Genomic DNA, 18,617 nt, shown 5'->3' with positions numbered 1-18,617 from the left:
AGCGAAGCAATGACGGAATTTGCGGCACTACCTCCCGATGATCACGCCGATCACATTCGGCGCCGCCAGATATTTCTCCTCGATCGCGGCGCGCGCGGAGGCGCGGTTCTCCGGCGTCAGGAGGCCGCGCTTCTCGGCCAGGATCATCCAGCAGAAGCCCCACCAATCGGTCAGCATGCCCTGATCGCCGAGGAGGTCATAGCCCTGCTCCGCCGCGAAGATGCGCGCATGCGCTTCGTCCAGCGTGTCGAGAAACAGATGATCCTCGGACGAGAACAGATCGTCGCTGACATCGTCGATTGTGTAGCCCCAGATCGACTGGCACACCGCGTTGAACTCGCGGTCGAACTGGTCGTCATCGACCCTCTGGCGCCGCGCGGCCTGATGCAGCCGTGACAGCGAGCGCGCGAAATCGGCGATCCGGGTGAGGGCAAACTGGTCGAAGGCAATGGTGGACATGTAGTCCTCGCAAAGTCGGACAGACGCTAGATATTGTATCGGCGAGACGCCGAATCACAATGCTATATCAAAGACTTGCTAAAGTGTTCTTAATTTGTTCTGGGCGCGCGTGGAATCGAAAGGGGCCGCCCGAGGCGACCCCTTTGCCGGTTGCAATCTTGTTCGGGATGAAATCCAGCCCCGGCAAGCGCGGACGTTAATACCGACAGCGGGCTTTGCGCGATTCCGGAAAAATACCGGTCGTAGTGCTGTCCTAATGCAGCCGGCGCCTCAATGGCAGCGCGAGGCCGCAATGGCGTGGACGCGGCGGTCGCCGAGGAGATGGGCGACAAAGCCATTCGCCGGAAAGATCTTTGCGAAGGCTGGATCGCGGATGCTGAGGCCCCCCGCGTAAGCACCGAATGCCGGCATCACCGCCCGCATCCCGTCGCTGGCGAAGCAGCGGCGCTCCATCGAGCGGCCACGCGCCGAGACGCGCGCCTTCGGATGCAGATGGCCGGCGATCTCGCCGTGGGCGCCGGTCGGCTCGTGGCGGAAGGTGATCGGGCCGATCGCGACTTCGTCCGCGATGGTGCCGCCGAGATCGCGCGGCAGCATGGGATCGTGATTGCCGGAAATCCAGATCCAGTCGCGGCCGGTCTGGAGTGCGGCCAAGGCGTCGCGGTCCTCGGCGGACAGGCGCTCATGCGCGCTGCGGTCGTGAAAACTGTCGCCGAGCGCGATGACCACTCGCGGATCATGGCGGGAGATGACAGCAGCGAGCCGGCCGAGCGTCGCAATGGTATCGTAAGGCGGCAGCAGGACGCCGCGCGTGGCGAAGCTCGAGCCTTTCTCGAGATGCAGGTCGGAGACGACGAGCAGGCGCTGCTCGTCCCAGAACAGCGCGCCGGAGAGATCGGCCGCAAAGGTCACATCGCTGATCGTGACTCTGGAAACGCGCATGTCCTCGACATCTCCCGAAATCAGCGCGCCTGCCGTCACGTCTTACCCGCTTCTATCCATCGCCTCTTTGACGAGCTCGTCGGCGGCTTCCGCCAAAAGCTCGTCTGCAGCTTCGCCATAAACTGACTCGCGGCCGATTTCCAGCATCACGGGCACGGCGAGCGGGGAGACGCGGTCGAGTTCCCGGTGCGTGATGCGGCCGTGGATGCGCATCAGCATGTCGCCGAGGCGGCGCAAATCGAGCAGGCCGGTGGCGGCATCGGCGCGCGCAGCGCGGAGCAGGACGTGATCGGCCTGGTGCTTGCGCAACACGTCGTAGACGAGATCGGTCGAGAACAGCACCTGACGGCGGCTCTTCTCCTCCCCGGTGTGGCGGCGCGCGATCAGGCCGGAGATGATGGCGCAGTTGCGGAAGGTTCGCTTCATCAGCGCGGATTCGGCGAGCCAGGCTTCGAGATCATCGCCGAGCATGTCAGGATCGAACAGCGCGTTGAGGTCGATCCGCCCATCGCGGATCATGAAGGAGAGATCACCGAGCCCCCAGATCGCCACGGCATATTCATTGGCGACGAAGCCGAGCGGACGCGCGCGAGCGCGCTCCAGCCGGCGCGTCAGCAGCATGCCCAAGGTCTGATGCGCGAGACGGCCCTCGAAGGGGTAGCAAACGAGATAATGCTTGTTGGCCCGCGGAAAGCTCTCGACCAGCAGCTCGCGGACCGCCGGCACTCTGCTGACATCCTTCTGCAGCGACAGCCAGTCGCGCACCTGCTCCGGCAAGCCGCCCCAGGCGCGGCCATCATCGAGCAGGCGGCGCACGCGCTCGGCGAGATAGGTCGAAAGCGGAAACTTGCCGCCCATGTAGGACGGCACCTTCGGGTCCTTGTCATGCGCGCGCGAGACATAGACCTGGTCCTCGACCAGGGTCTCGTAGCGCACCACTTCGCCCGAGAACACGAATGTGTCGCCGGGGGAGAGGCCCTCGATGAAGGCTTCCTCGATCTCGCCGAGCAGTCGGCCGCCGCGTGCGATCACGCCTGTGGATCCTGCACCGCTGCCGCGCGAACGCACCAGCCGCACCTTCAGCATGTCGTCCTCGACGATGGTGCCGACATTCATGCGGTAGCTCTGCCGCACCTTGGGATTGGCGACGCGCCAGCGTCCCTCCTTGTCCTGCTTGATGCGAGCAAAGCGCTCATAGGTCTTCAGCGCATAGCCGCCGGAGGCGACGAAATCGACGACGTCGTCGAAATCCTGCGGCGACAGGCTTGCGTAGGGCGCGGCGGTGCGAACCTCGCCATAGAGCTCGTCGCTGAAGAACGGCTCGCCACAGGCACAGCCCAGAACATGCTGAGCCAGCACGTCGAGCGCGCCAGTGCGCAAGGGCGGCGTATCCTGCGCATTCTCGGCGATGGCGTCGATGGCGACGCGGCACTCCAGCACTTCAAAACGGTTGGCGGGCACCAGCACCGCGCGGGAGGCCTCGTCGAGGCGGTGATTGGCGCGGCCGATGCGCTGCATCAGACGCGAGGAGCCTTTTGGCGCGCCGATATTGACGACGAGATCGACGTCACCCCAGTCGACGCCGAGGTCGAGCGAGGAGGTGCAGACCACGCCGCGCAGCCGGCCCGCCGACATGGCGTCTTCGACCTTGCGGCGCTGGGCGACGTCGAGCGAGCCGTGATGCAGCGCGATGGCAAGGCCATCGTCGTTCATGCTCCAGAGATTCTGGAACAGCATCTCGGCCTGGCTGCGGGTGTTGACGAAGACCAGCGTGGTCTTGTTGGCCTTGATCAGCTCGTAGATTTCAGGGAGCGCGTGACGCGCGCTGTGACCGGCCCAGGGCAGCCGCTCGCGCGTATCGAGCATCTCGACCACGGGCGGCGCGGCGCCGCCGGCGACGACGATGTCGGCTGCCCGCTCCTTGCCGTCGGGCTGCGGCACCAGGAAGCGCGCGAGCTGCTCTGGCTCGGCTACGGTCGCGGACAAGCCGATCGCGCGCATCTGCGGCGCGAGGCGCCACAATCGCGCCAGCCCGAGGGAGAGCAGATCGCCCCGCTTGGACGTGACCAGCGCGTGCAGCTCGTCGAGCACGATGCGCTTGAGAGAGGAAAACAGGAACGGTGCGTCGTCGGAGGAGAGCAGCAGCGCGAGCTGCTCGGGCGTCGTCAGCAACACGTCGGGCGGATAGCGCCGCTGCCGCTGACGGCGCGACACCGGCGTATCGCCGGTGCGGGTCTCGACCTTGATGGGCAAGTCCATCTCGGCGATCGGACGCTCAAGGTTGCGCGCGATGTCGACGGCGAGCGCCTTGAGCGGCGAGATGTAGAGGGTGTGCAGGCCGCCGCTGCGCTGCACGCTGCGGCCGGTGGAGACGAGGTTCTTCTTCGCACCCGCGTCGCGTGTCAGCGGCTGCGCCGACAGCTCGACCAGCGTGGGCAGAAATCCGGCCAGCGTCTTGCCGGCGCCGGTCGGCGCAATCAGGAGAGCGGACCGGTCCTCGCGCGCCTTCTCCAGCAGCGCCAATTGATGCGCGCGCGGCGACCAGCCGCGGGCTGCGAACCAGGCCCGAAAGCGACCCGGCAGCAGGGCGGCCGGCTCGGTCGATGTCTGGAGGAGACGGGGCGGCACGGCATGACAGGTAAGCCGTAGGGATGGCTTCGTCGAGGGGGGGCTATGGCCTGCGACAGGGCGATCGCACACGCGCTGTCCATTTGAGGCACGATAGACTCGACATCGTCATGGCCGGGCTTGTCCCGGCCATCCACGTCTTACCCGCGGCACGAAGAACGTGGATGCCCGGGACAAGCCCGGGCATGACGACCGCTTGTGAGGTCCAAATTTCGGTCCTCTCCTCGCCTGCGCGACGAGGGCCAGCGCTCTCACGCCCCGGCCGGGACCTGATCGAGAAATCCGGTCACGCTTCTGATCCGGCCGTCCTTCAGCACGGCGAAATCGGTGCCCTTGATCGGGCTGTCGGCGCCGTCAGGGCCAAGTCCCCACGAGAAGCGGATGTGATCGCCGTAGCCGTTGGGCTCGCCGATCAGCTTGAATGTGAAATCGGGAAAGCGCTGCTGCACACCTGCGATCAGCGCCTCGATGCCGTCCTGGCCGTCGCCCTTCATCACGGGGTCGACGTAGCTCGCATCCGTCGTCCAGCTTTCGCTCAGCAGCTCGCGGCGGCGGCCGGCACTGCGCTCGTTCCAGAGCTCGATGTAGCGGCGGGCGATGGTGACGGGGTCGGTCATGGTTCTCTCCTTCGATGGCGCCGTGCTGTCCGGCTGACCGTGACTATCGAAGGTTCACGCGCGTTGATCGATTACCTCGGAGGTCATCAACGCGCGTGAGGTGTTCGCAAAAATTACTTTGCCGCCGTCACCATGATCTCGACGGTGTATTGCGGGGCGGCCAGCTTGGCTTCGACGGTGGCGCGCGCAGGCGTATTGCCGGGCGAGACCCAGGCGTCCCACACAGCGTTCATCTCTGCGAAGGTCTTCATGTCGGTGATGTAGATCGTGGCCGAGAGCAGCTTCGACTTGTCGGTGCCGGCCTTGGCGAGGTGACCGTCGATGGTCGCCAGGATGTCCTGGGTCTGCTTCGTCACGCTTTCGCCGGCCGCCTTGTTGGCGACGACACCGGCGAGATAGACGGTGTTGCCGTGCACGACGACCTGGCTCATGCGCGGGCCGGTTTCAAAACGCTGAATGCTCATCTGGATCTCCTGGCTGGAATGGCGGCCCTGTCTAGCCCAGCGGTTTGCACTGTGCCACCCCTTGGCACGCGTGCGTTGCCTGCCACGCATGCGTTGCCCGGCACGCATGCGTGGGGCAGCAACGCCGTTCACGGAAACCGGCTGAAGAACGTCCAGATCGTTTCGGCGCCGTCGATGTCGCCGTTCTGCGGTCCGAGCAGGTTCCTGGCGACCTTCGGGAATCGGGCATCCGGAGCAAAGCCTGGCATGCGGTGGCCGCCGTGGTTGATACGATAGAGCACGACGTCGTGCCCAGCCGGACAGCGCGAGCTGATCCGCGTCACCGTGGACTGGTCCGCCGGCGTCGCGTCGGGCATGTCGGTGATCCCGGCGTCGTCGGTCTCGCAGCCATTGAGCCTGCGCCAGAACGCCAGCGTCTCGTCCGTCGACCAGAATCCCTCTGCGGCAAAATAGCTCGATCCGCGCCCGCCCTCATAAGGGACCAGCGGATCTTCGGTCCCGTTCATGAGCAGCATCGGCAGCGGCCGCGACGGATGACAGGTGACGGCGGCTTCATCGTTGAGGTTCATGATCACACTCGCAGCCGCCGCAAACAGATCGGCCCGCGCGCAGGCCATGGTCATCGCCATGGCACCGCCATTGGAGACGCCGGCGACGTAGACGCGCTTCGCATCGGCCGTGCCGTCGGCCACCAGCTTCTCGACCAGCCTTGCGATGAAGGCGACGTCATCGGTGCCGACCGGTGGTCCGCGCAGGGCCGGCCCCGCCTTGGTGCGCGCGTCCGCCCATGCGTTGTTGAGCCCGTCCGGAAACACCACGGCGAGGCCCTCGCGCTTGGCGACCTGCGGCCAGGCCGTCCGTGTGACCATGTCGGCGCCGCGCTGGGTCTTGCCATGCAGCACGATTACGAGCGGTGCGGGCCGCTTGGCTGGCAGTTGCGCGGTGTAGGAGCGCTTCACCCCGTTGACATCGACCGTATCGGCGGACGCAGCCGAAGCTGCCGTCAAAGCAGCGATCAGCGTGGCGATGCGCATCCGCCGCCGCATGGTCTAGCCCACTGCCTTGGCGGCGGCACGGCCCGCATTGCGGCCCGAGAACAGGCAGCCGCCCAGAAAGGTGCCTTCCAGCGAGCGATAGCCATGCACGCCGCCGCCACCGAAGCCGGCGGCCTCGCCCACGGCGTAAAGGCCGGGAATGACGCGGCCCTCCTCCCCGAACACGCGGGAGTCGAGATCGGTCTCGAAGCCGCCCAGCGTCTTGCGGGTGAGGATGTTGAGCTTCACCGCGATCAGCGGCCCATGCGCGGGATCGAGGATGCGGTGCGGAGAAGCGGTGCGGATCAACTTGTCGCCGATATAGCGGCGCGCATTGTGGATGTTCATGACCTGCGCATCCTTGACGTAGGGATTGGCGATCTCGCGGTCGCGCGCCTCGATCTGCATCCTGATGTGCTCGAGCTTGAGGAGATCGCTGCCGGCGAGCTTGTTCATGGCCGCAACGAGCTCATCGAGCTTGTCGCGGACAATGAAGTCGACACCATGGCTCTTGAACGCCTCCACCGGCGCCGGCGCGCCCTTGTTGGTGGCGCGGCGAAGCGTCATGCGCCAGCTCTTGCCGGTCAGGTCCGGGTTCTGCTCCGAGCCCGACAGCGCAAACTCTTTCTTGATGATGCTCTGGGTCAGGATGAACCAGGAATAGTCGTAGCCGGTCGACATGATGTATTTGAGCTGGCCGAGCGTGTCCGAGCCCGGGAATAGCGGCGCCGGCAGCCGCGTGCCTGTGGCGTCGAACCACATCGAGGAAGGACCCGGCAGGATGCGGATGCCGTGGCGCGGCCAGATCGGGTTCCAGTTCTGGATGCCCTCGACGTAGTGCCACATGCGGTCGCGATTGATCAGCCGTGCGCCGGTCTTTTCCGTGATGCCTATCATGCGCCCGTCGACATGCTCGGGCACGCCGGAGATCATGAACTTCGGGGGCTCACCGAGCCGCTCCGGCCAGTTCTGCCGCACCAGCTCGTGGTTGCCGCCGATGCCGCCGGAGGCGACGATCACGGCCTGCGCCTTCAACGCGAAGTCACCGACCACGTTGCGCGAGGAGCTCTTGCCGCGCTCTGCATCATCAGGCGCAAGAACGACGCCGCTGACGCCATCCACCGTGCCATTGGTGACCGAGAGCGCATCGACGCGATGGCGGAATCGGAAGATCAATCGGCCGGTCTTCATCGCCTCGCGCGCGCGGCGCTCGAACGGCTCGACGATGCCCGGGCCGGTGCCCCAGGTGACGTGGAAGCGCGGCACCGAATTGCCGTGGCCCATCGCATCATATCCGCCGCGCTCGGCCCAGCCGACCACGGGAAAGAAGCGATGGCCCATCGCGCGCAGCCAGCCGCGCTTCTCGCCGGCCGCGAAGGCCACATAGGCTTCGGCCCATTGGCGCGGCCAGAAATCCTCGTCGCGGTCGAAGCCGGCGGTGCCGAGCCAGTCCTGCATGGCAAGCTCGTAGGAGTCCTTGATGCCGAGCCGGCGCTGCTCCGGCGAATCGACCAGGAACAATCCGCCGAACGACCAGAACGCCTGGCCCCCCAGCGACTGCTCGCCTTCCTGGTCGACAACCATCACGCGCTTGCCCGCATCGGCAATCTCGGTGGCGGCAACGAGGCCCGACAGTCCCGCGCCGACGACGATGACATCCGTTTCTTCAACCATGCGTTTCCCCCTCCAAGTTCTTCTCCTCCCCAAGGGTTCCCCCCTGTAGTTGCCCGGATTGAAGCCAGCGGTTGCAACTGAGATCAAGGGTATGGCGCGCAAGACCTCGTTAACTTGTTCCACTTTGGGATGGAGACCGGCCGGGTGCAGCGCGGACGCAACACTGGATTTAATTTGTTTTGAGCCAGCAGGCCTGCCTAGACAAAGCCTCGGTTACGACCGACGCTAGCCGTGCATCATCACCTGACACACAGATTCGAATTCGACTGGGGCGGGGGAAAATGAATTTTCTGACGGGGTTGCTTGCGGCGGTTCTCTTGATCGCAGGCATGGGGGCTTCTCACGCGGTGGTTCGGATCGCGGATGACCGCGGCGGCCGGATCGGAACCTACGTCGACAAGTACCAGGACCTCAGGCAATCGGGCGAGACGGTCATCATCGATGGCCTCTGCGCCTCGGCCTGTACCATCGTTCTCGGTGCTATCCCGCACGACCGGATCTGCGTGACCTCGCATGCGACGCTGGGCTTCCATGCCGCCTGGGATTTCGGCGCGAACGGCCGCGCCATCACCAATCCCGAAGCGACCCAGATGCTCTATGCGATGTATCCCTCGCAGATCAGGCGCTGGATCGGCCAGCGGGGCGGCCTCACCCCGCGGATGCTCTTCCTGAGGGGCAAGCAGCTCCAGGCCATGTACAAGCCGTGCTACCTGGACGCGCAGGCCTCGACGACCAGGCCGTCGCGCCGGTCGCTCCCGCAAGCGGAGCCGCTCGAATCCGCCCGGGGCCAGCTCCTCCACTGACATCCACGGGCTGGCGGCGTCCTCTGGCGCCGCCGCGGCGTCTTGCCTGCTGGCGGCGCCTTGCCCGCAGCCGGCGCAAAGCCTATCTGAAAGCCAGGGAACCGGGGCCTTCGTCCCGATCGTTGTCATGGCTCAACCGCTGCACCCGGCACATCGGCTATCGGACAATTCGCCCACTGCCGGGCGGATGCCATCCGTGCTGCTGTGGGCGGGCGCTGCAATCGGCGGTCTCGCCGTGATCGGCGCGCTGGCGCTCTGGTTCCACTATGGCAGCCAGGTGTTCTTCGAAATGATCAGGACCGGCTTTGCCGCCTGCTTCTGACCTGCGACAGGAAGTTTTCCGCCCATGAACTCCGCCACCCGTCCGCTGGTGATCGCGACCGCCTTCGCTACAAGCCTCGTCGTCGGCCTCCTGATCATGTTCTGGGCGATGGGCGGGGTCGGCAAGGTGGCACAGCCGGCCGCGATCGGCGGCCCGTTCCAGCTGACCGACCAGAACGGCAAGGCCGTCACCGACAAGAGCCTGAAGGGCAAGCCGACCCTGATCTTCTTCGGCTACACCCATTGCCCCGACGTCTGCCCGACCTCGCTGTTCGAGATCTCGGAAGTGCTGCGCGCGCTGGGCAAGGACGCCGACAAGGTCAATGCCATCTTCATCTCGGTCGATCCCGAGCGCGACACGCAGGCCGCGATGAAGGATTACCTGTCGAGCTTCGATCCGCACCTCCAGGGCCTGTCCGGCGACCCCGCCGAGACCGCCAAGGTGATCTCCTCCTACCGGGTCTATGCCAAGAAGGTCCCGACCAAGGACGGCGATTACACGATGGACCACACCGCGCTGATCTACCTGATGGACCGCGAGGGCAGGTTCGTCTCGCCGTTCAATTTGAAGCGGACGCCGGAAGAGGCAGCGGTTGATTTGAAGCGCTATCTCTGAGCTTCACCCCGGCCACAATCGGCGCTCGCGTTCCCGGCGGGATGGTCTATAAGGCCCTCCGATCCCGACGAAATTCATTCCTTCGGCCGATGGCTCCATCGCAACAGGCGAAATCGCTCAAATCTGTCCGTGGCTTGCTGGCAGGGCTGGCTGCCGGCCTCTGCCTGCTCGGCGGCCTCACCCAGGCGAACGCGCAAGCCCCCGTCCAGCGGGCGCCGACGGCACCTCAGACCACCCCTGAGGCGGCGCCCCAGGCCGCCCCGCAGGCGGTGCCCGGGTTCTGGGACCCGCGCCGGCGCCCCGAACGGCCGGACCTGTCCCGCCTGACCGTGATCCGCTTCCTGACCGAGACCGACTATCCGCCGTTCAACTACACCGGTGCGGACGGCAATCCGGCCGGCTTCAACGTCGATTTCGCCCGCGCCCTGTGCGAGGAGATCAAGGTCACCTGCACGGTGCAGATGCGGCGTTTCGAGACGCTGGTCGATGCGCTCACCTCCAACCGGGGCGATGCCATCATCGCCTCCATGGCGGTGAGCCCGCAGCTGCGCGCCCGCGTCGACTTCACCGATCCCTATTACCGCGTGCCGGCGCGCTTCGTCTCGCGCAAGGACGCGGTGATGCCGGAGATCCGCCCCGAATATCTCGAGGGCAAGAAGGTCGGCGCCATCGCCGGCTCGGCGCACGAGGCGTATCTCAAGGCGATGTTCACCGACGCCGAGCTGCACGCCTACCCCAATGACGATGCGATGCGCGCAGCTCTGCGCAGGGGCGAGGTCGACTTCATCTTCGGCGACGCCATCTCGCTGGCGTTCTGGATCAACGGCACGGATTCGGCCGATTGCTGCGCCTTCTCCGGCGGTCCGTTCGTCGAGAGCCGCTTTTTCGGCGAGGGCATCGGCATCGCCGTGCGCAAGGGCAACGACGTGCTGCGCCAGGCCCTGAACTGGGCGATGTTCCGGATCTGGGAAAAAGGCCGCTACACCGATCTCTGGCTACGGTATTTCTCGGTCAGTCCGTTCTGACCTTTCGCCTCTCCGCCTGCAGCGGGAGTGCGGACGATCGCAGAGATCATCACGCGCGCGTCATACCCATTCACCACGCCTGAAATTCCCGGTCCCGCCCGCCCGCGAATTCCGCTATTGAAGGACGCGGCAATCGTTCCGTCCTCTCCGCGAGCATTCCGCGTTCGTCGATCCGTCTCGCCGGTGCGCAGGTTCAATGCAGCTTTACCTCCCGATCGCCGATCTTCCGGTCAACGTCTTCCTGGTGCTCGCCATGGGCGCGGCGGTCGGCTTCGTCTCCGGCATGTTCGGCATCGGCGGCGGCTTCCTGATGACGCCGCTTTTGATCTTCATCGGCATCACGCCGGCGGTCGCGGTGGCCTCCGTGGCGAGCCACATCGCGGCCTCCTCCTTTTCCGGCGCCCTCTCCTATTGGCGGCGGCGCGCGATCGATCCGGCGCTGGCGAGCGTGTTGTTATGCGGCGGCGTGACCGGCACGACGCTCGGCGTCTGGACCTTCACCCAGCTGCGGGCGCTCGGCCAGCTCGACCTGATGATCGCGCTCTCCTACGTCGTGCTGCTCACCACGGTCGGCAGCCTGATGTTCTCGGAAGGATTGCGCGCCTTGATGCGGACCCGGCGCGGGGCGCTGCCGCCGCGCCGCACCCACAACTGGATCCACGGCCTGCCGCTGAAGATGCGGTTCAAGCGCTCGAAGATCTATCTCTCGGTCATCCCCGTGGTGAGCGTCGGCATCGTGATCGGTTTCATCGGCGCCATCATGGGTATAGGCGGCGGCTTCATCCTGGTGCCGATCATGATCTATCTCCTGAGGGTGCCGACCTCGACGGTGATCGGGACCTCGATGGTTCTCACCGTCGTCACCATGCTGTTCGCGACCATGCTGCACGCGGCGACCAATCACCTCGTCGATGCCGTGCTGGCGCTGATCCTGATGGTCGGCGGCGTCACCGGCGCGCAGTTCGGCGCCCGTGCCGGCCAGAAGATCCGCGGCGAGCAGCTGCGGCTGCTGCTGGGCTTGCTCATCCTCTCGGTCGGAATCCGCTTCGCGATCGAGCTGGTGATCCAGCCCTCCGATCTCTTCACCATCCGTGAGCTCGGAGCGAGCCGATGAGGCGCATGCTTCTCGCGATCGTCCTCGTCCTGCTGCTCGGCGGCGCTGCGCGGGCCGAGCGGCTGATTGTGTCGGTCTCGAATCACCGGGTCACGGTGACGCCGAACTATTCCGGCGAGGAGCTGGTGCTGTTCGGCTCGGTCGAGAAGGATACGACGACGCCCGCGGACCGCACGGCCTACGACCTCGTCGTCACCGTGATGGGCCCGCGCGCCGACATGGTGACGCGGCGGAAGGAGCGCACCTTCGGCATCTGGATCAACACCGACTACCGCCAATTCCTGCAGGTGCCGAGCTATCTCGCGCTGTTCGCCAACCGCCCGCTCGACGCCATCACCTCGCCCGAGATCGCGCGGCGGCAGCAGATCGGGCTCAACAACGTGCTGCTGACGCAGCGGGTCAGCGGCGACTTTGCCGACGTGGTGCCCAACGATGCGTTCCGCTCGGCCTTCATTCGCCTGCGCACCCAGCGCGGGCTCTACCGCGAAGACGGAAGCGCGGTCACGTTCCTGACGCCGACGCTGTTCCGCACCGGCATTCCGCTGCCCGCGGAGGTGCCGATCGGCACCTATGAGATCGAGATCAAGCTGTTCGCCAACGGCGCGTTCATCGGCAAGACCGAGACCGCGTTCGAGATCGTCAAGGTCGGCTTCGAGCAGTTCGTCGCCACCACCGCCCGCCAGAACGGCCTGATCTACGGCCTCGCCACCGTGGCGATGGCGCTGATGACGGGGTGGATGGCCTCGATCGTGTTCAGGAAGGACTAGCCCCCCGTCATTGCGAGCGCAGCGAAGCAATCCAGACTGCCTCCGCTGCGGCAGTCTGGATTGCTTCGTCGCAAGAGCTCCTCGCAATGACGATAGTGAACAGCGGGGCCTCCACCTACACCACCGCCTTCGCCGGCCGCGTCACCAGATAGATGCCGAGCGCGACCGGAATGATGCCAAGCAGGTCGCGCGCCTCGATGTGCTCGCCGAGGACGAGGAATGCGAACAGCATGCCGAGCGGCGGCATCAGGAAATGATAGGCGCTGGCGGCGGTGGCGCCACACGTCTTCAAGAGACGAAACCAGAGCCAAGAAGCGATGATCGAGCCGCCGAGCACGAGAAAGGCGAAGGCGCCGATCAGGCTCGGCGTATAGTCGATCGCGTCGACATCGGCGAAGGTGAGCGCGACCGGTGTCAGTACGATGCCGGCCGCGAGGTTCTGCACGCCATTGCCGATCCACAGGGATCCCTTCGGCGCCAGCAGCTTGAACAGGATGGTGCCGGCCACGATCGAAGCGAGCGAGGCCAGCGTGAAAACGATGCCGTGCAGCGAATCGGTGCCGACCGACAGGCGGTGCCAGACGATTGCGGTCACGCCGATGATGCCGAGCAAGAGGCCGCTCGCCTTGCGCCAGGTCATGCCTTCGCCGAGCAGCAGCGCGGCAAGGCCCGCGGTGAACACCGGATTGGCTGACACGATCAGGCCGCCGAGGCCGGCGGAGACCGATTGCAGGCCGGTGTAGCCGAGGCCGAGATAGAGCGCATTGTTGGCGATGCCGAGCAACGCGAAGATCGCGGCATCGCGCCACGACAACGACCAGGCTTCGCCGCGGATCAACGTGGCGCCCAGGATCAAGATACCCGCGAGCGAGAAGCGCGCGGCGAGCAGGATCAGCGGCGGGCAATGGGTGACGCCGATCTTGCCAGCGATGAAGGCGTAGCTCCAGAGCAGGCAGAACAGGCCGATCGCGAGCGGCAATGTGTTGAAGCGGCTGCGGGGGGCGGGAAGCGAGCTGGCGAGCGACATGAGGGGCATTCTCGGATGTTTTTTTCTGCCCTCGATCTAGGGAGGCCGCTTGCCATTTGGAAATTAAATGATTAACTCGCGCCCAGTGGATTTCTTAATGGAGGCGGCCGTGCTCGATCTCGAGCTGCTGCGCAGCTTCGTCTCGGTGGTCGAGGCCGGCGGCTTCACCCGCGCCGGCGAGCGCGTCCACCGCACGCAATCGACCGTGAGTCAGCAGATCAAGCGGCTGGAGGAGGATGTCGGTCAGGTGCTGCTGCACCGCGACGGCAAGGACGTGCGCCCGACCGAGGCCGGCGAGCGGCTGCTGTCCTATGCGCGGCGATTGCTCTCGCTGGCCGAGGAGGCGCGCGACGTGCTGCGCCAGCCTGATAGCGATGGCGCGATCCGGCTCGGCATCCCCGAGGACTTTGCCGCGTACCGGCTGGCAAAACTGCTGGGCGCGTTCTCGCGCTCGCATCCGGGATTGCGGCTGGACGTGCGCGCCGACCAGAGCAAGCATCTCGCCCGCGATCTCCAACGCGGCGAGCTCGACCTTGCGCTCTACAAGCGCGAGGCTGGCGCGAAGGACGCGATCGCGGTGTGGCCGGAGCGGGTGCACTGGGTCACCAGCAAGAGCCACCCGGTCGACGTCAACGTGCCGTCGGTGCCGCTGATCGGCTTTCCGCTCGGCTGCATCTACCGCGCCGGCGCCATCCACGCGCTGGAAACGGCCGGCCGCGCTTGGCACACCGCCTACACCTCATCGAGCCTCGCCGGCATTCAGGCCGCGGTCGCCGCCGGCATGGGCCTCAGCATCCTGTCGGAGATGGCGATCCAGACCGACCACCGCGTGCTGACGGCGAAGGACGGCTTTGCGCCGATCAACAAGACCGAGGTTGCACTGATGGCTTCGCCGGATGCGAGCCCGGCGACGCTGCGGCTTGCGGACCGTCTCGCGGAGTTTTGCGATACGGTGCAGAGCAAGGCGGCTTGAGCTCACCAAACCTCCTACGGCTCTCAATTCGCTGCGGATATCAGCTTGTCGCCGCACGCGCTTGCGTAAAACTTGCCGCCGCATTGGCGCTTGATCGCAGCGCAGCGGGCTGCGGGCGACGCCTTCTGCGGCGCTGTGAAGCCGCAGCTGAGGCCATCGGCGCTGCGACCGGTCGTGCCGGCGGCAAACGCCGCACTGGTGGCGCTGATGCAGACGACGAGCAGGGCCGCAGTGGCGATTTCGATCAGCAGTCTCACGGTCCGCTTCTCCACACTGATGGCTGAATCTTTCGTAATCTAGCACCGAATCTGGGTTTCTCCGTGCTCCTCCGGGTTCCCAATTCGGCCCATTCCTTGCATAAATTTGCGCCAGCGCAGTGCACGACCTCGCGGGCGACAGTTCCGGTGCAAGGGCAGGACGCGTAGAGTTAAGAGTTGTTTCGACCTAGGAAGTAACGGCTTTGCAGGATTCATCGTTCCAGCCCAGTTATCCGGCCCCCGGGCAGCCCATCGACGAACTCGCGCTGGCCGAGATCAAGGGCGCAATCCTGGCGAAGCTGCGCCTTGCCATCGGCAAGGACGCTGGCATGGCGACCAGGCACGATTGGTACCAGGCCGCGGCGCTCGCGCTGCGCGACCGCATCGTGCATCGCTGGCTCACGGCCGAGAAGCACAGCTACGACGCGGGCCGCAAGCGGGTTTACTATCTCTCGCTCGAATTCCTGATCGGCCGGCTCTTCACCGACGCGCTCAACAACATGGGCCTGCTCAAGATCTTCGAGGTCGCGCTCGGCGATCTCGGCGTCTCGCTGCCGGAGCTGCACAAATGCGAGCCGGATGCGGCGCTCGGCAATGGCGGCCTCGGCCGGCTCGCCGCCTGCTTCATGGAGAGCATGGCGACGCTGTCGATCCCCGCGATCGGCTACGGCATCCGCTACGATTACGGCCTGTTCCGCCAGATCATCAATCAGGGCTGGCAGCAGGAATATCCTGACGAATGGCTGAGCTTCGGCAACCCCTGGGAATTGCAGCGACCCGAGGTGATCTACGACGTCAATTTCGGCGGCGGCGTCGAGCATGTCGACGACAAGGGCCGCGACCGCTCGATCTGGCATCCTGCTGAAACCGTGCAGGCGATCGCCTATGACACGCCGATCGTCGGCTGGCGCGGCCAGCACGTCAATGCGCTGCGGCTGTGGTCGGCGCGCTCGCCCGATCCGCTCAAGTTAGATGCCTTCAACAAAGGCGATTACGTCAGCGCCAGCGCCGAGCAGGCGCGCGCGGAGGCGATCTGCAAGTTCCTCTATCCGAACGACGAGAGCCCGGCGGGCCGCGAGCTGCGGCTGCGCCAGGAATATTTCTTCGTCTCCGCCTCGCTCCAGGACCTGGTGAAGCGGCATCTCGCCTCCGACGGCCAGCTGCGCAACCTCGCCGGCAAGGTCGCGGTGCAGCTCAACGACACCCATCCGAGCCTTGCCGTCACCGAGCTGATGCGCATCCTCGTCGACCTCCACAATTTCCGCTGGGACGAGGCCTGGAAGATCACGGTCGCCACCCTCTCCTACACCAACCACACGCTGCTGCCGGAGGCGCTGGAGACCTGGCCGGTCGAGCTGTTCGAGCGGCTGCTGCCGCGGCATCTGGAGATCATCTACCGCATCAACGTGCAGCATCTGGCGCTCGCCGAGGCGCGCTGCCCCGGCGACATCGACTTCCGCGCCTCGGTGTCGCTGATCGACGAGAAGAGCGGCCGCCGCGTGCGCATGGGCCAACTCGCCTTCGTCGGCTCGCATCGCATCAACGGGGTCTCGGCGATGCATTCGGACCTGATGCGCGAGACCGTGTTCCACGACCTCAACCATCTCTATCCCGGACGGATCACCAACAAGACCAACGGCATCACCTTCCGACGCTGGCTGATGCTGGCGAACCCGAAGCTGACCGATTTGTTGCGCGAGAGCTGCGGCGATGCCGTGCTCGACGATCCGACCCAGCTCTCGCTGATCGAGGCGCGCGCCAGCGACGTCGAGTTCCAGAAGAAGTTCCGCAGCGTCAAGCACCACAACAAGGCCCAGCTCGCCCGCCTGATCGGCGAACGGCTCGGCATCAGGGTCGACCCGGGCGCATTGTTCGACGTGCAGATCAAGCGCATCCACGAATACAAGCGCCAGCTGCTCAACGTCATCGAAACGGTCGCGCTGTACCAGGCCATCAAGGATGAGCCCAACGGCAATTGGGTGCCGCGGGTGAAGATCTTCGCCGGCAAGGCGGCCGCGAGCTATCGCTACGCCAAGCTGATCATCAAGCTGATCAACGACGTCGCCGAGATCGTCAACAACGATCCGGCGATCGGCGGCAAGCTCAAGGTCGTGTTCCTGCCCGACTACAATGTCAGCCTCGCCGAGGTGATCATTCCCGCCGCCGATCTGTCCGAGCAGATCTCCACCGCGGGCATGGAAGCCTCCGGCACCGGCAACATGAAGCTGGCGCTGAACGGGGCCATCACCATCGGCACGCTCGACGGCGCCAATATCGAGATCCGCGACCATGTCGGCGCGGAGAATATCGCGATCTTCGGCATGGAAGCCGGCGACGTGATGATCCGGCGCAAGCAGGGGCTGGATGCTTCCGACGTGATCCGCCGGTCGCCGAAGCTGCAGCGTGCCATCAACGCGATCGGCGCCGGCGAGTTCTCGCCCGGCGACCCCGGCCGTTTCGAATCCATCGCGCACGCGCTGCGTTACCTCGACCATTACATGGTGAGCGCCGATTTCGATTCCTACTACGAGGCGCAGCGCGCGGTCGATGCGCGCTGGCAGGTGGCGCCGGCCTGGACCCGCGCCTCGATCCTCAATGTCGCGCGCATGGCCTGGTTCTCCTCGGACCGCACCATCCGCGAATATGCCGAGGAGATCTGGAACGTGCCGGTCAATCCGACCACGCCGCTGCTGCCGAACCTGCGCGACGCCGCGGGCTGATTTTCCGCGGCGTGGAAGCGGCGTTACCTGCGAGGTTATTGCATCCTTCGCGAGGGATGATGATATGATCGTCATCATCCCCTAAGCGGCGTTGTGACACGACGCCGCAACCTCAACCGCCGTCATTGCGAGCGCAGCGAAGCAATCCAGAATCTTTCCGCGGAGACAGTCTGGATTGCTTCGCTACGCTCAATGACGGCTGCGGAGGGCATCGAGGACCAACAATGCACGCCAAGCTCCCGCACCCGTTCGACGAGGCCACGCGCGTCACCGCCGGTGACTTTAGCTGGCAGGGACACACCAACGACGATTACTGGGCCTTTGTCGGCCCGTTCGGCGGCGCCACCGCCGCGACCATTTTGCGGGCGCTGATCGAGCACCCGCAAGCCGCCGGCGATCCGCTCGCCCTCACCGTCAATTATTGCGCGCCGATCGCCAAGGGTCCGTTCGATCTCGACGTGCGCCTCGTCAAGGCCAACCGCTCCAGCCAGCACTGGAGCGTCGAGCTCAGTCAGGGCGGCGGCGAGGTCGCAACGCTCGCCACCGCCGTGCTAGCCGAACGCCGTCCGTCCTGGGAGCACAGGGTAGCGCAATATCCGGATGCCAAGCCGTTCGAGGAGACGCTGCCGTTCCCAAAAATCTCGGCATCCTGGGCCAACCAGTACGAATTCCGCTTCGTCGAGGGCGAGATGCGGATCGGCCCGCCGCAAGCCGAGCCCGCCAGCACCTACTCGAAGATCTGGATCAGCGACCGCACGCCGCGCAAGCTCGACATGCTGTCGCTGATGTCGATGTCGGACGCCTTCTTCGGCCGCATCTTCCACGCCCGGCGGGAGCTGGTGCCGTTCGGCACGGTGTCGCTGACGACCTACTTCCACACCGACGCCGAGGAGCTTGCGGCTGAAGACATCACGCGCGTGCTCGCGACGGCGGATTCCAAGATCATGCACAAGAGCTACGCCGACCAGAACGCCGAGCTGTGGTCGCCGAACGGCCGGCTGCTCGCGACCACGACGCAGATCGCGTATTTCAAGGCGTAGCTTTCTCCTCCCTCTCCCCTTGTGGGAGAGGGTGGATCGCCGCGTAGCGGCGAGACGGGCGAGGGGTTCTCTCCGCGGGCACTTCCCTCGCACTTGAGTTTGCGGACAGAACCCCTCATCCGGCGCTTCGCGCCAC

General features: G+C 65.6%; 18 protein-coding genes. 9 read left to right on the top strand and 9 right to left on the bottom strand.

The genetic code is table 11. The features are described 5' to 3' along the window. Window positions 1-27: 27 nt before the first annotated feature. From I6F31_RS22530 to I6F31_RS22500, 7 genes are all read right to left on the bottom strand, one after another. Window positions 28-459 carry a hypothetical protein gene (locus I6F31_RS22530; RefSeq protein WP_225186135.1) on the bottom strand — a complete coding sequence of 144 codons (432 nt, stop codon included), beginning with the start codon at window positions 457-459 and terminating at the stop codon, window positions 28-30. Window positions 460-729: 270 nt separating this feature from the next. Beyond that, entirely contained in the window at window positions 730-1,401 is a 672-nt protein-coding gene (pdeM, locus tag I6F31_RS22525; RefSeq protein ID WP_225186134.1) for a ligase-associated DNA damage response endonuclease PdeM, read from the bottom strand. Between the two features lie 42 nt (window positions 1,402-1,443). Beyond that, window positions 1,444-4,029 carry a ligase-associated DNA damage response DEXH box helicase gene (locus I6F31_RS22520; protein WP_225186133.1) on the bottom strand — a complete coding sequence of 862 codons (2,586 nt, stop codon included), beginning with the start codon at window positions 4,027-4,029 and terminating at the stop codon, window positions 1,444-1,446. Between the two features lie 251 nt (window positions 4,030-4,280). Next, a complete protein-coding gene (locus I6F31_RS22515) occupies window positions 4,281-4,646 on the bottom strand; it encodes a nuclear transport factor 2 family protein (protein WP_036014140.1) in 366 nt (121 codons plus the stop codon). 113 nt (window positions 4,647-4,759) lie between these two features. Further along, on the bottom strand, window positions 4,760-5,110 hold the full coding sequence (locus I6F31_RS22510) for a RidA family protein (protein WP_025032572.1): 351 nt from the start codon (window positions 5,108-5,110) through the stop codon (window positions 4,760-4,762). A gap of 128 nt (window positions 5,111-5,238) precedes the next feature. Further along, window positions 5,239-6,156 carry a PHB depolymerase family esterase gene (locus I6F31_RS22505; protein ID WP_109145470.1) on the bottom strand — a complete coding sequence of 306 codons (918 nt, stop codon included), beginning with the start codon at window positions 6,154-6,156 and terminating at the stop codon, window positions 5,239-5,241. Between the two features lie 3 nt (window positions 6,157-6,159). Beyond that, on the bottom strand, window positions 6,160-7,818 hold the full coding sequence (locus I6F31_RS22500) for an FAD-binding dehydrogenase (RefSeq protein WP_225186132.1): 1,659 nt from the start codon (window positions 7,816-7,818) through the stop codon (window positions 6,160-6,162). Window positions 7,819-8,099: 281 nt separating this feature from the next. Here I6F31_RS22500 and I6F31_RS22495 point away from each other — a divergent pair, with 281 nt between their 5' ends. The 6 genes from I6F31_RS22495 (at window position 8,100) to I6F31_RS22470 (ending at window position 12,464) form a co-directional block, all read left to right on the top strand. Next, entirely contained in the window at window positions 8,100-8,621 is a 522-nt protein-coding gene (locus I6F31_RS22495) for a hypothetical protein (RefSeq protein ID WP_036014153.1), read from the top strand. A gap of 127 nt (window positions 8,622-8,748) precedes the next feature. Then, window positions 8,749-8,943, top strand: a complete 195-nt coding sequence (locus I6F31_RS22490; protein ID WP_036014155.1) for a hypothetical protein — start codon at window positions 8,749-8,751, stop codon at window positions 8,941-8,943. A 24-nt stretch (window positions 8,944-8,967) separates the two neighbouring features. Next, window positions 8,968-9,558 (top strand): SCO family protein, encoded by a 591-nt coding sequence (locus I6F31_RS22485; RefSeq protein ID WP_225186131.1) that lies wholly within the window; start codon window positions 8,968-8,970, stop codon window positions 9,556-9,558. Window positions 9,559-9,647: 89 nt separating this feature from the next. Continuing rightward, the gene (locus tag I6F31_RS22480; RefSeq protein ID WP_225186130.1) at window positions 9,648-10,583 is read left to right on the top strand and encodes a transporter substrate-binding domain-containing protein; all 936 of its coding nucleotides are present in this window, start codon (window positions 9,648-9,650) and stop codon (window positions 10,581-10,583) included. A gap of 196 nt (window positions 10,584-10,779) precedes the next feature. Beyond that, window positions 10,780-11,697 (top strand): sulfite exporter TauE/SafE family protein, encoded by a 918-nt coding sequence (locus I6F31_RS22475; RefSeq protein WP_225134024.1) that lies wholly within the window; start codon window positions 10,780-10,782, stop codon window positions 11,695-11,697. Continuing rightward, complete coding sequence (locus tag I6F31_RS22470; protein ID WP_036014162.1) at window positions 11,694-12,464, top strand: TIGR02186 family protein; 771 nt, start codon at window positions 11,694-11,696, stop codon at window positions 12,462-12,464. The genes I6F31_RS22475 and I6F31_RS22470 overlap by 4 nt, the downstream gene beginning before the upstream one ends. Window positions 12,465-12,579: 115 nt before the next feature. Here the strand turns inward: I6F31_RS22470 and I6F31_RS22465 are convergent, their stop codons facing one another. Next, window positions 12,580-13,491 carry a DMT family transporter gene (locus I6F31_RS22465; protein ID WP_036014164.1) on the bottom strand — a complete coding sequence of 304 codons (912 nt, stop codon included), beginning with the start codon at window positions 13,489-13,491 and terminating at the stop codon, window positions 12,580-12,582. 109 nt (window positions 13,492-13,600) lie between these two features. Between I6F31_RS22465 and I6F31_RS22460 the strand changes: the two genes are divergently transcribed. Further along, window positions 13,601-14,464: a LysR substrate-binding domain-containing protein gene (locus I6F31_RS22460; RefSeq protein WP_225127163.1), complete on the top strand. Its 864-nt coding sequence runs from the start codon at window positions 13,601-13,603 to the stop codon at window positions 14,462-14,464. 23 nt (window positions 14,465-14,487) lie between these two features. Here I6F31_RS22460 and I6F31_RS22455 read toward each other — a convergent pair whose 3' ends face one another. Further along, entirely contained in the window at window positions 14,488-14,721 is a 234-nt protein-coding gene (locus tag I6F31_RS22455; protein ID WP_057027807.1) for a hypothetical protein, read from the bottom strand. A gap of 203 nt (window positions 14,722-14,924) precedes the next feature. On the opposite strand from I6F31_RS22455, the gene I6F31_RS22450 reads away from it, so the two are divergent. Next, window positions 14,925-17,441 (top strand): glycogen/starch/alpha-glucan phosphorylase, encoded by a 2,517-nt coding sequence (locus I6F31_RS22450; RefSeq protein WP_225186129.1) that lies wholly within the window; start codon window positions 14,925-14,927, stop codon window positions 17,439-17,441. A 224-nt stretch (window positions 17,442-17,665) separates the two neighbouring features. After that, a complete protein-coding gene (locus I6F31_RS22445) occupies window positions 17,666-18,481 on the top strand; it encodes a thioesterase family protein (protein WP_225147233.1) in 816 nt (271 codons plus the stop codon). Window positions 18,482-18,617 lie beyond the last annotated feature (136 nt).

Source organism: Bradyrhizobium sp. NBAIM01, from assembly GCF_020194115.1.
GTDB classification, from domain to species: domain Bacteria; phylum Pseudomonadota; class Alphaproteobacteria; order Rhizobiales; family Xanthobacteraceae; genus Bradyrhizobium; species Bradyrhizobium yuanmingense.
This window is presented reverse-complemented; position numbering and strand designations above follow the sequence as displayed.

What these genes read in the sequence shown, in the direction of transcription:
- I6F31_RS22530 (WP_225186135.1), bottom strand. Translation starts at nt 459, where the DNA reads ATGTCCACCATTGCCTTCGACCAGTTTGCCCTCACCCGGATCGCCGAT.
- pdeM (WP_225186134.1), bottom strand. Translation starts at nt 1,401, where the DNA reads ATGCGCGTTTCCAGAGTCACGATCAGCGATGTGACCTTTGCGGCCGAT.
- I6F31_RS22515 (WP_036014140.1), bottom strand. Translation starts at nt 4,646, where the DNA reads ATGACCGACCCCGTCACCATCGCCCGCCGCTACATCGAGCTCTGGAAC.
- I6F31_RS22510 (WP_025032572.1), bottom strand. Translation starts at nt 5,110, where the DNA reads ATGAGCATTCAGCGTTTTGAAACCGGCCCGCGCATGAGCCAGGTCGTC.
- I6F31_RS22505 (WP_109145470.1), bottom strand. Translation starts at nt 6,156, where the DNA reads ATGCGGCGGCGGATGCGCATCGCCACGCTGATCGCTGCTTTGACGGCA.
- I6F31_RS22500 (WP_225186132.1), bottom strand. Translation starts at nt 7,818, where the DNA reads ATGGTTGAAGAAACGGATGTCATCGTCGTCGGCGCGGGACTGTCGGGC.
- I6F31_RS22495 (WP_036014153.1), top strand. Translation starts at nt 8,100, where the DNA reads ATGAATTTTCTGACGGGGTTGCTTGCGGCGGTTCTCTTGATCGCAGGC.
- I6F31_RS22490 (WP_036014155.1), top strand. Translation starts at nt 8,749, where the DNA reads ATGGCTCAACCGCTGCACCCGGCACATCGGCTATCGGACAATTCGCCC.
- I6F31_RS22485 (WP_225186131.1), top strand. Translation starts at nt 8,968, where the DNA reads ATGAACTCCGCCACCCGTCCGCTGGTGATCGCGACCGCCTTCGCTACA.
- I6F31_RS22480 (WP_225186130.1), top strand. Translation starts at nt 9,648, where the DNA reads ATGGCTCCATCGCAACAGGCGAAATCGCTCAAATCTGTCCGTGGCTTG.
- I6F31_RS22475 (WP_225134024.1), top strand. Translation starts at nt 10,780, where the DNA reads ATGCAGCTTTACCTCCCGATCGCCGATCTTCCGGTCAACGTCTTCCTG.
- I6F31_RS22470 (WP_036014162.1), top strand. Translation starts at nt 11,694, where the DNA reads ATGAGGCGCATGCTTCTCGCGATCGTCCTCGTCCTGCTGCTCGGCGGC.
- I6F31_RS22465 (WP_036014164.1), bottom strand. Translation starts at nt 13,491, where the DNA reads ATGTCGCTCGCCAGCTCGCTTCCCGCCCCCCGCAGCCGCTTCAACACA.
- I6F31_RS22445 (WP_225147233.1), top strand. Translation starts at nt 17,666, where the DNA reads ATGCACGCCAAGCTCCCGCACCCGTTCGACGAGGCCACGCGCGTCACC.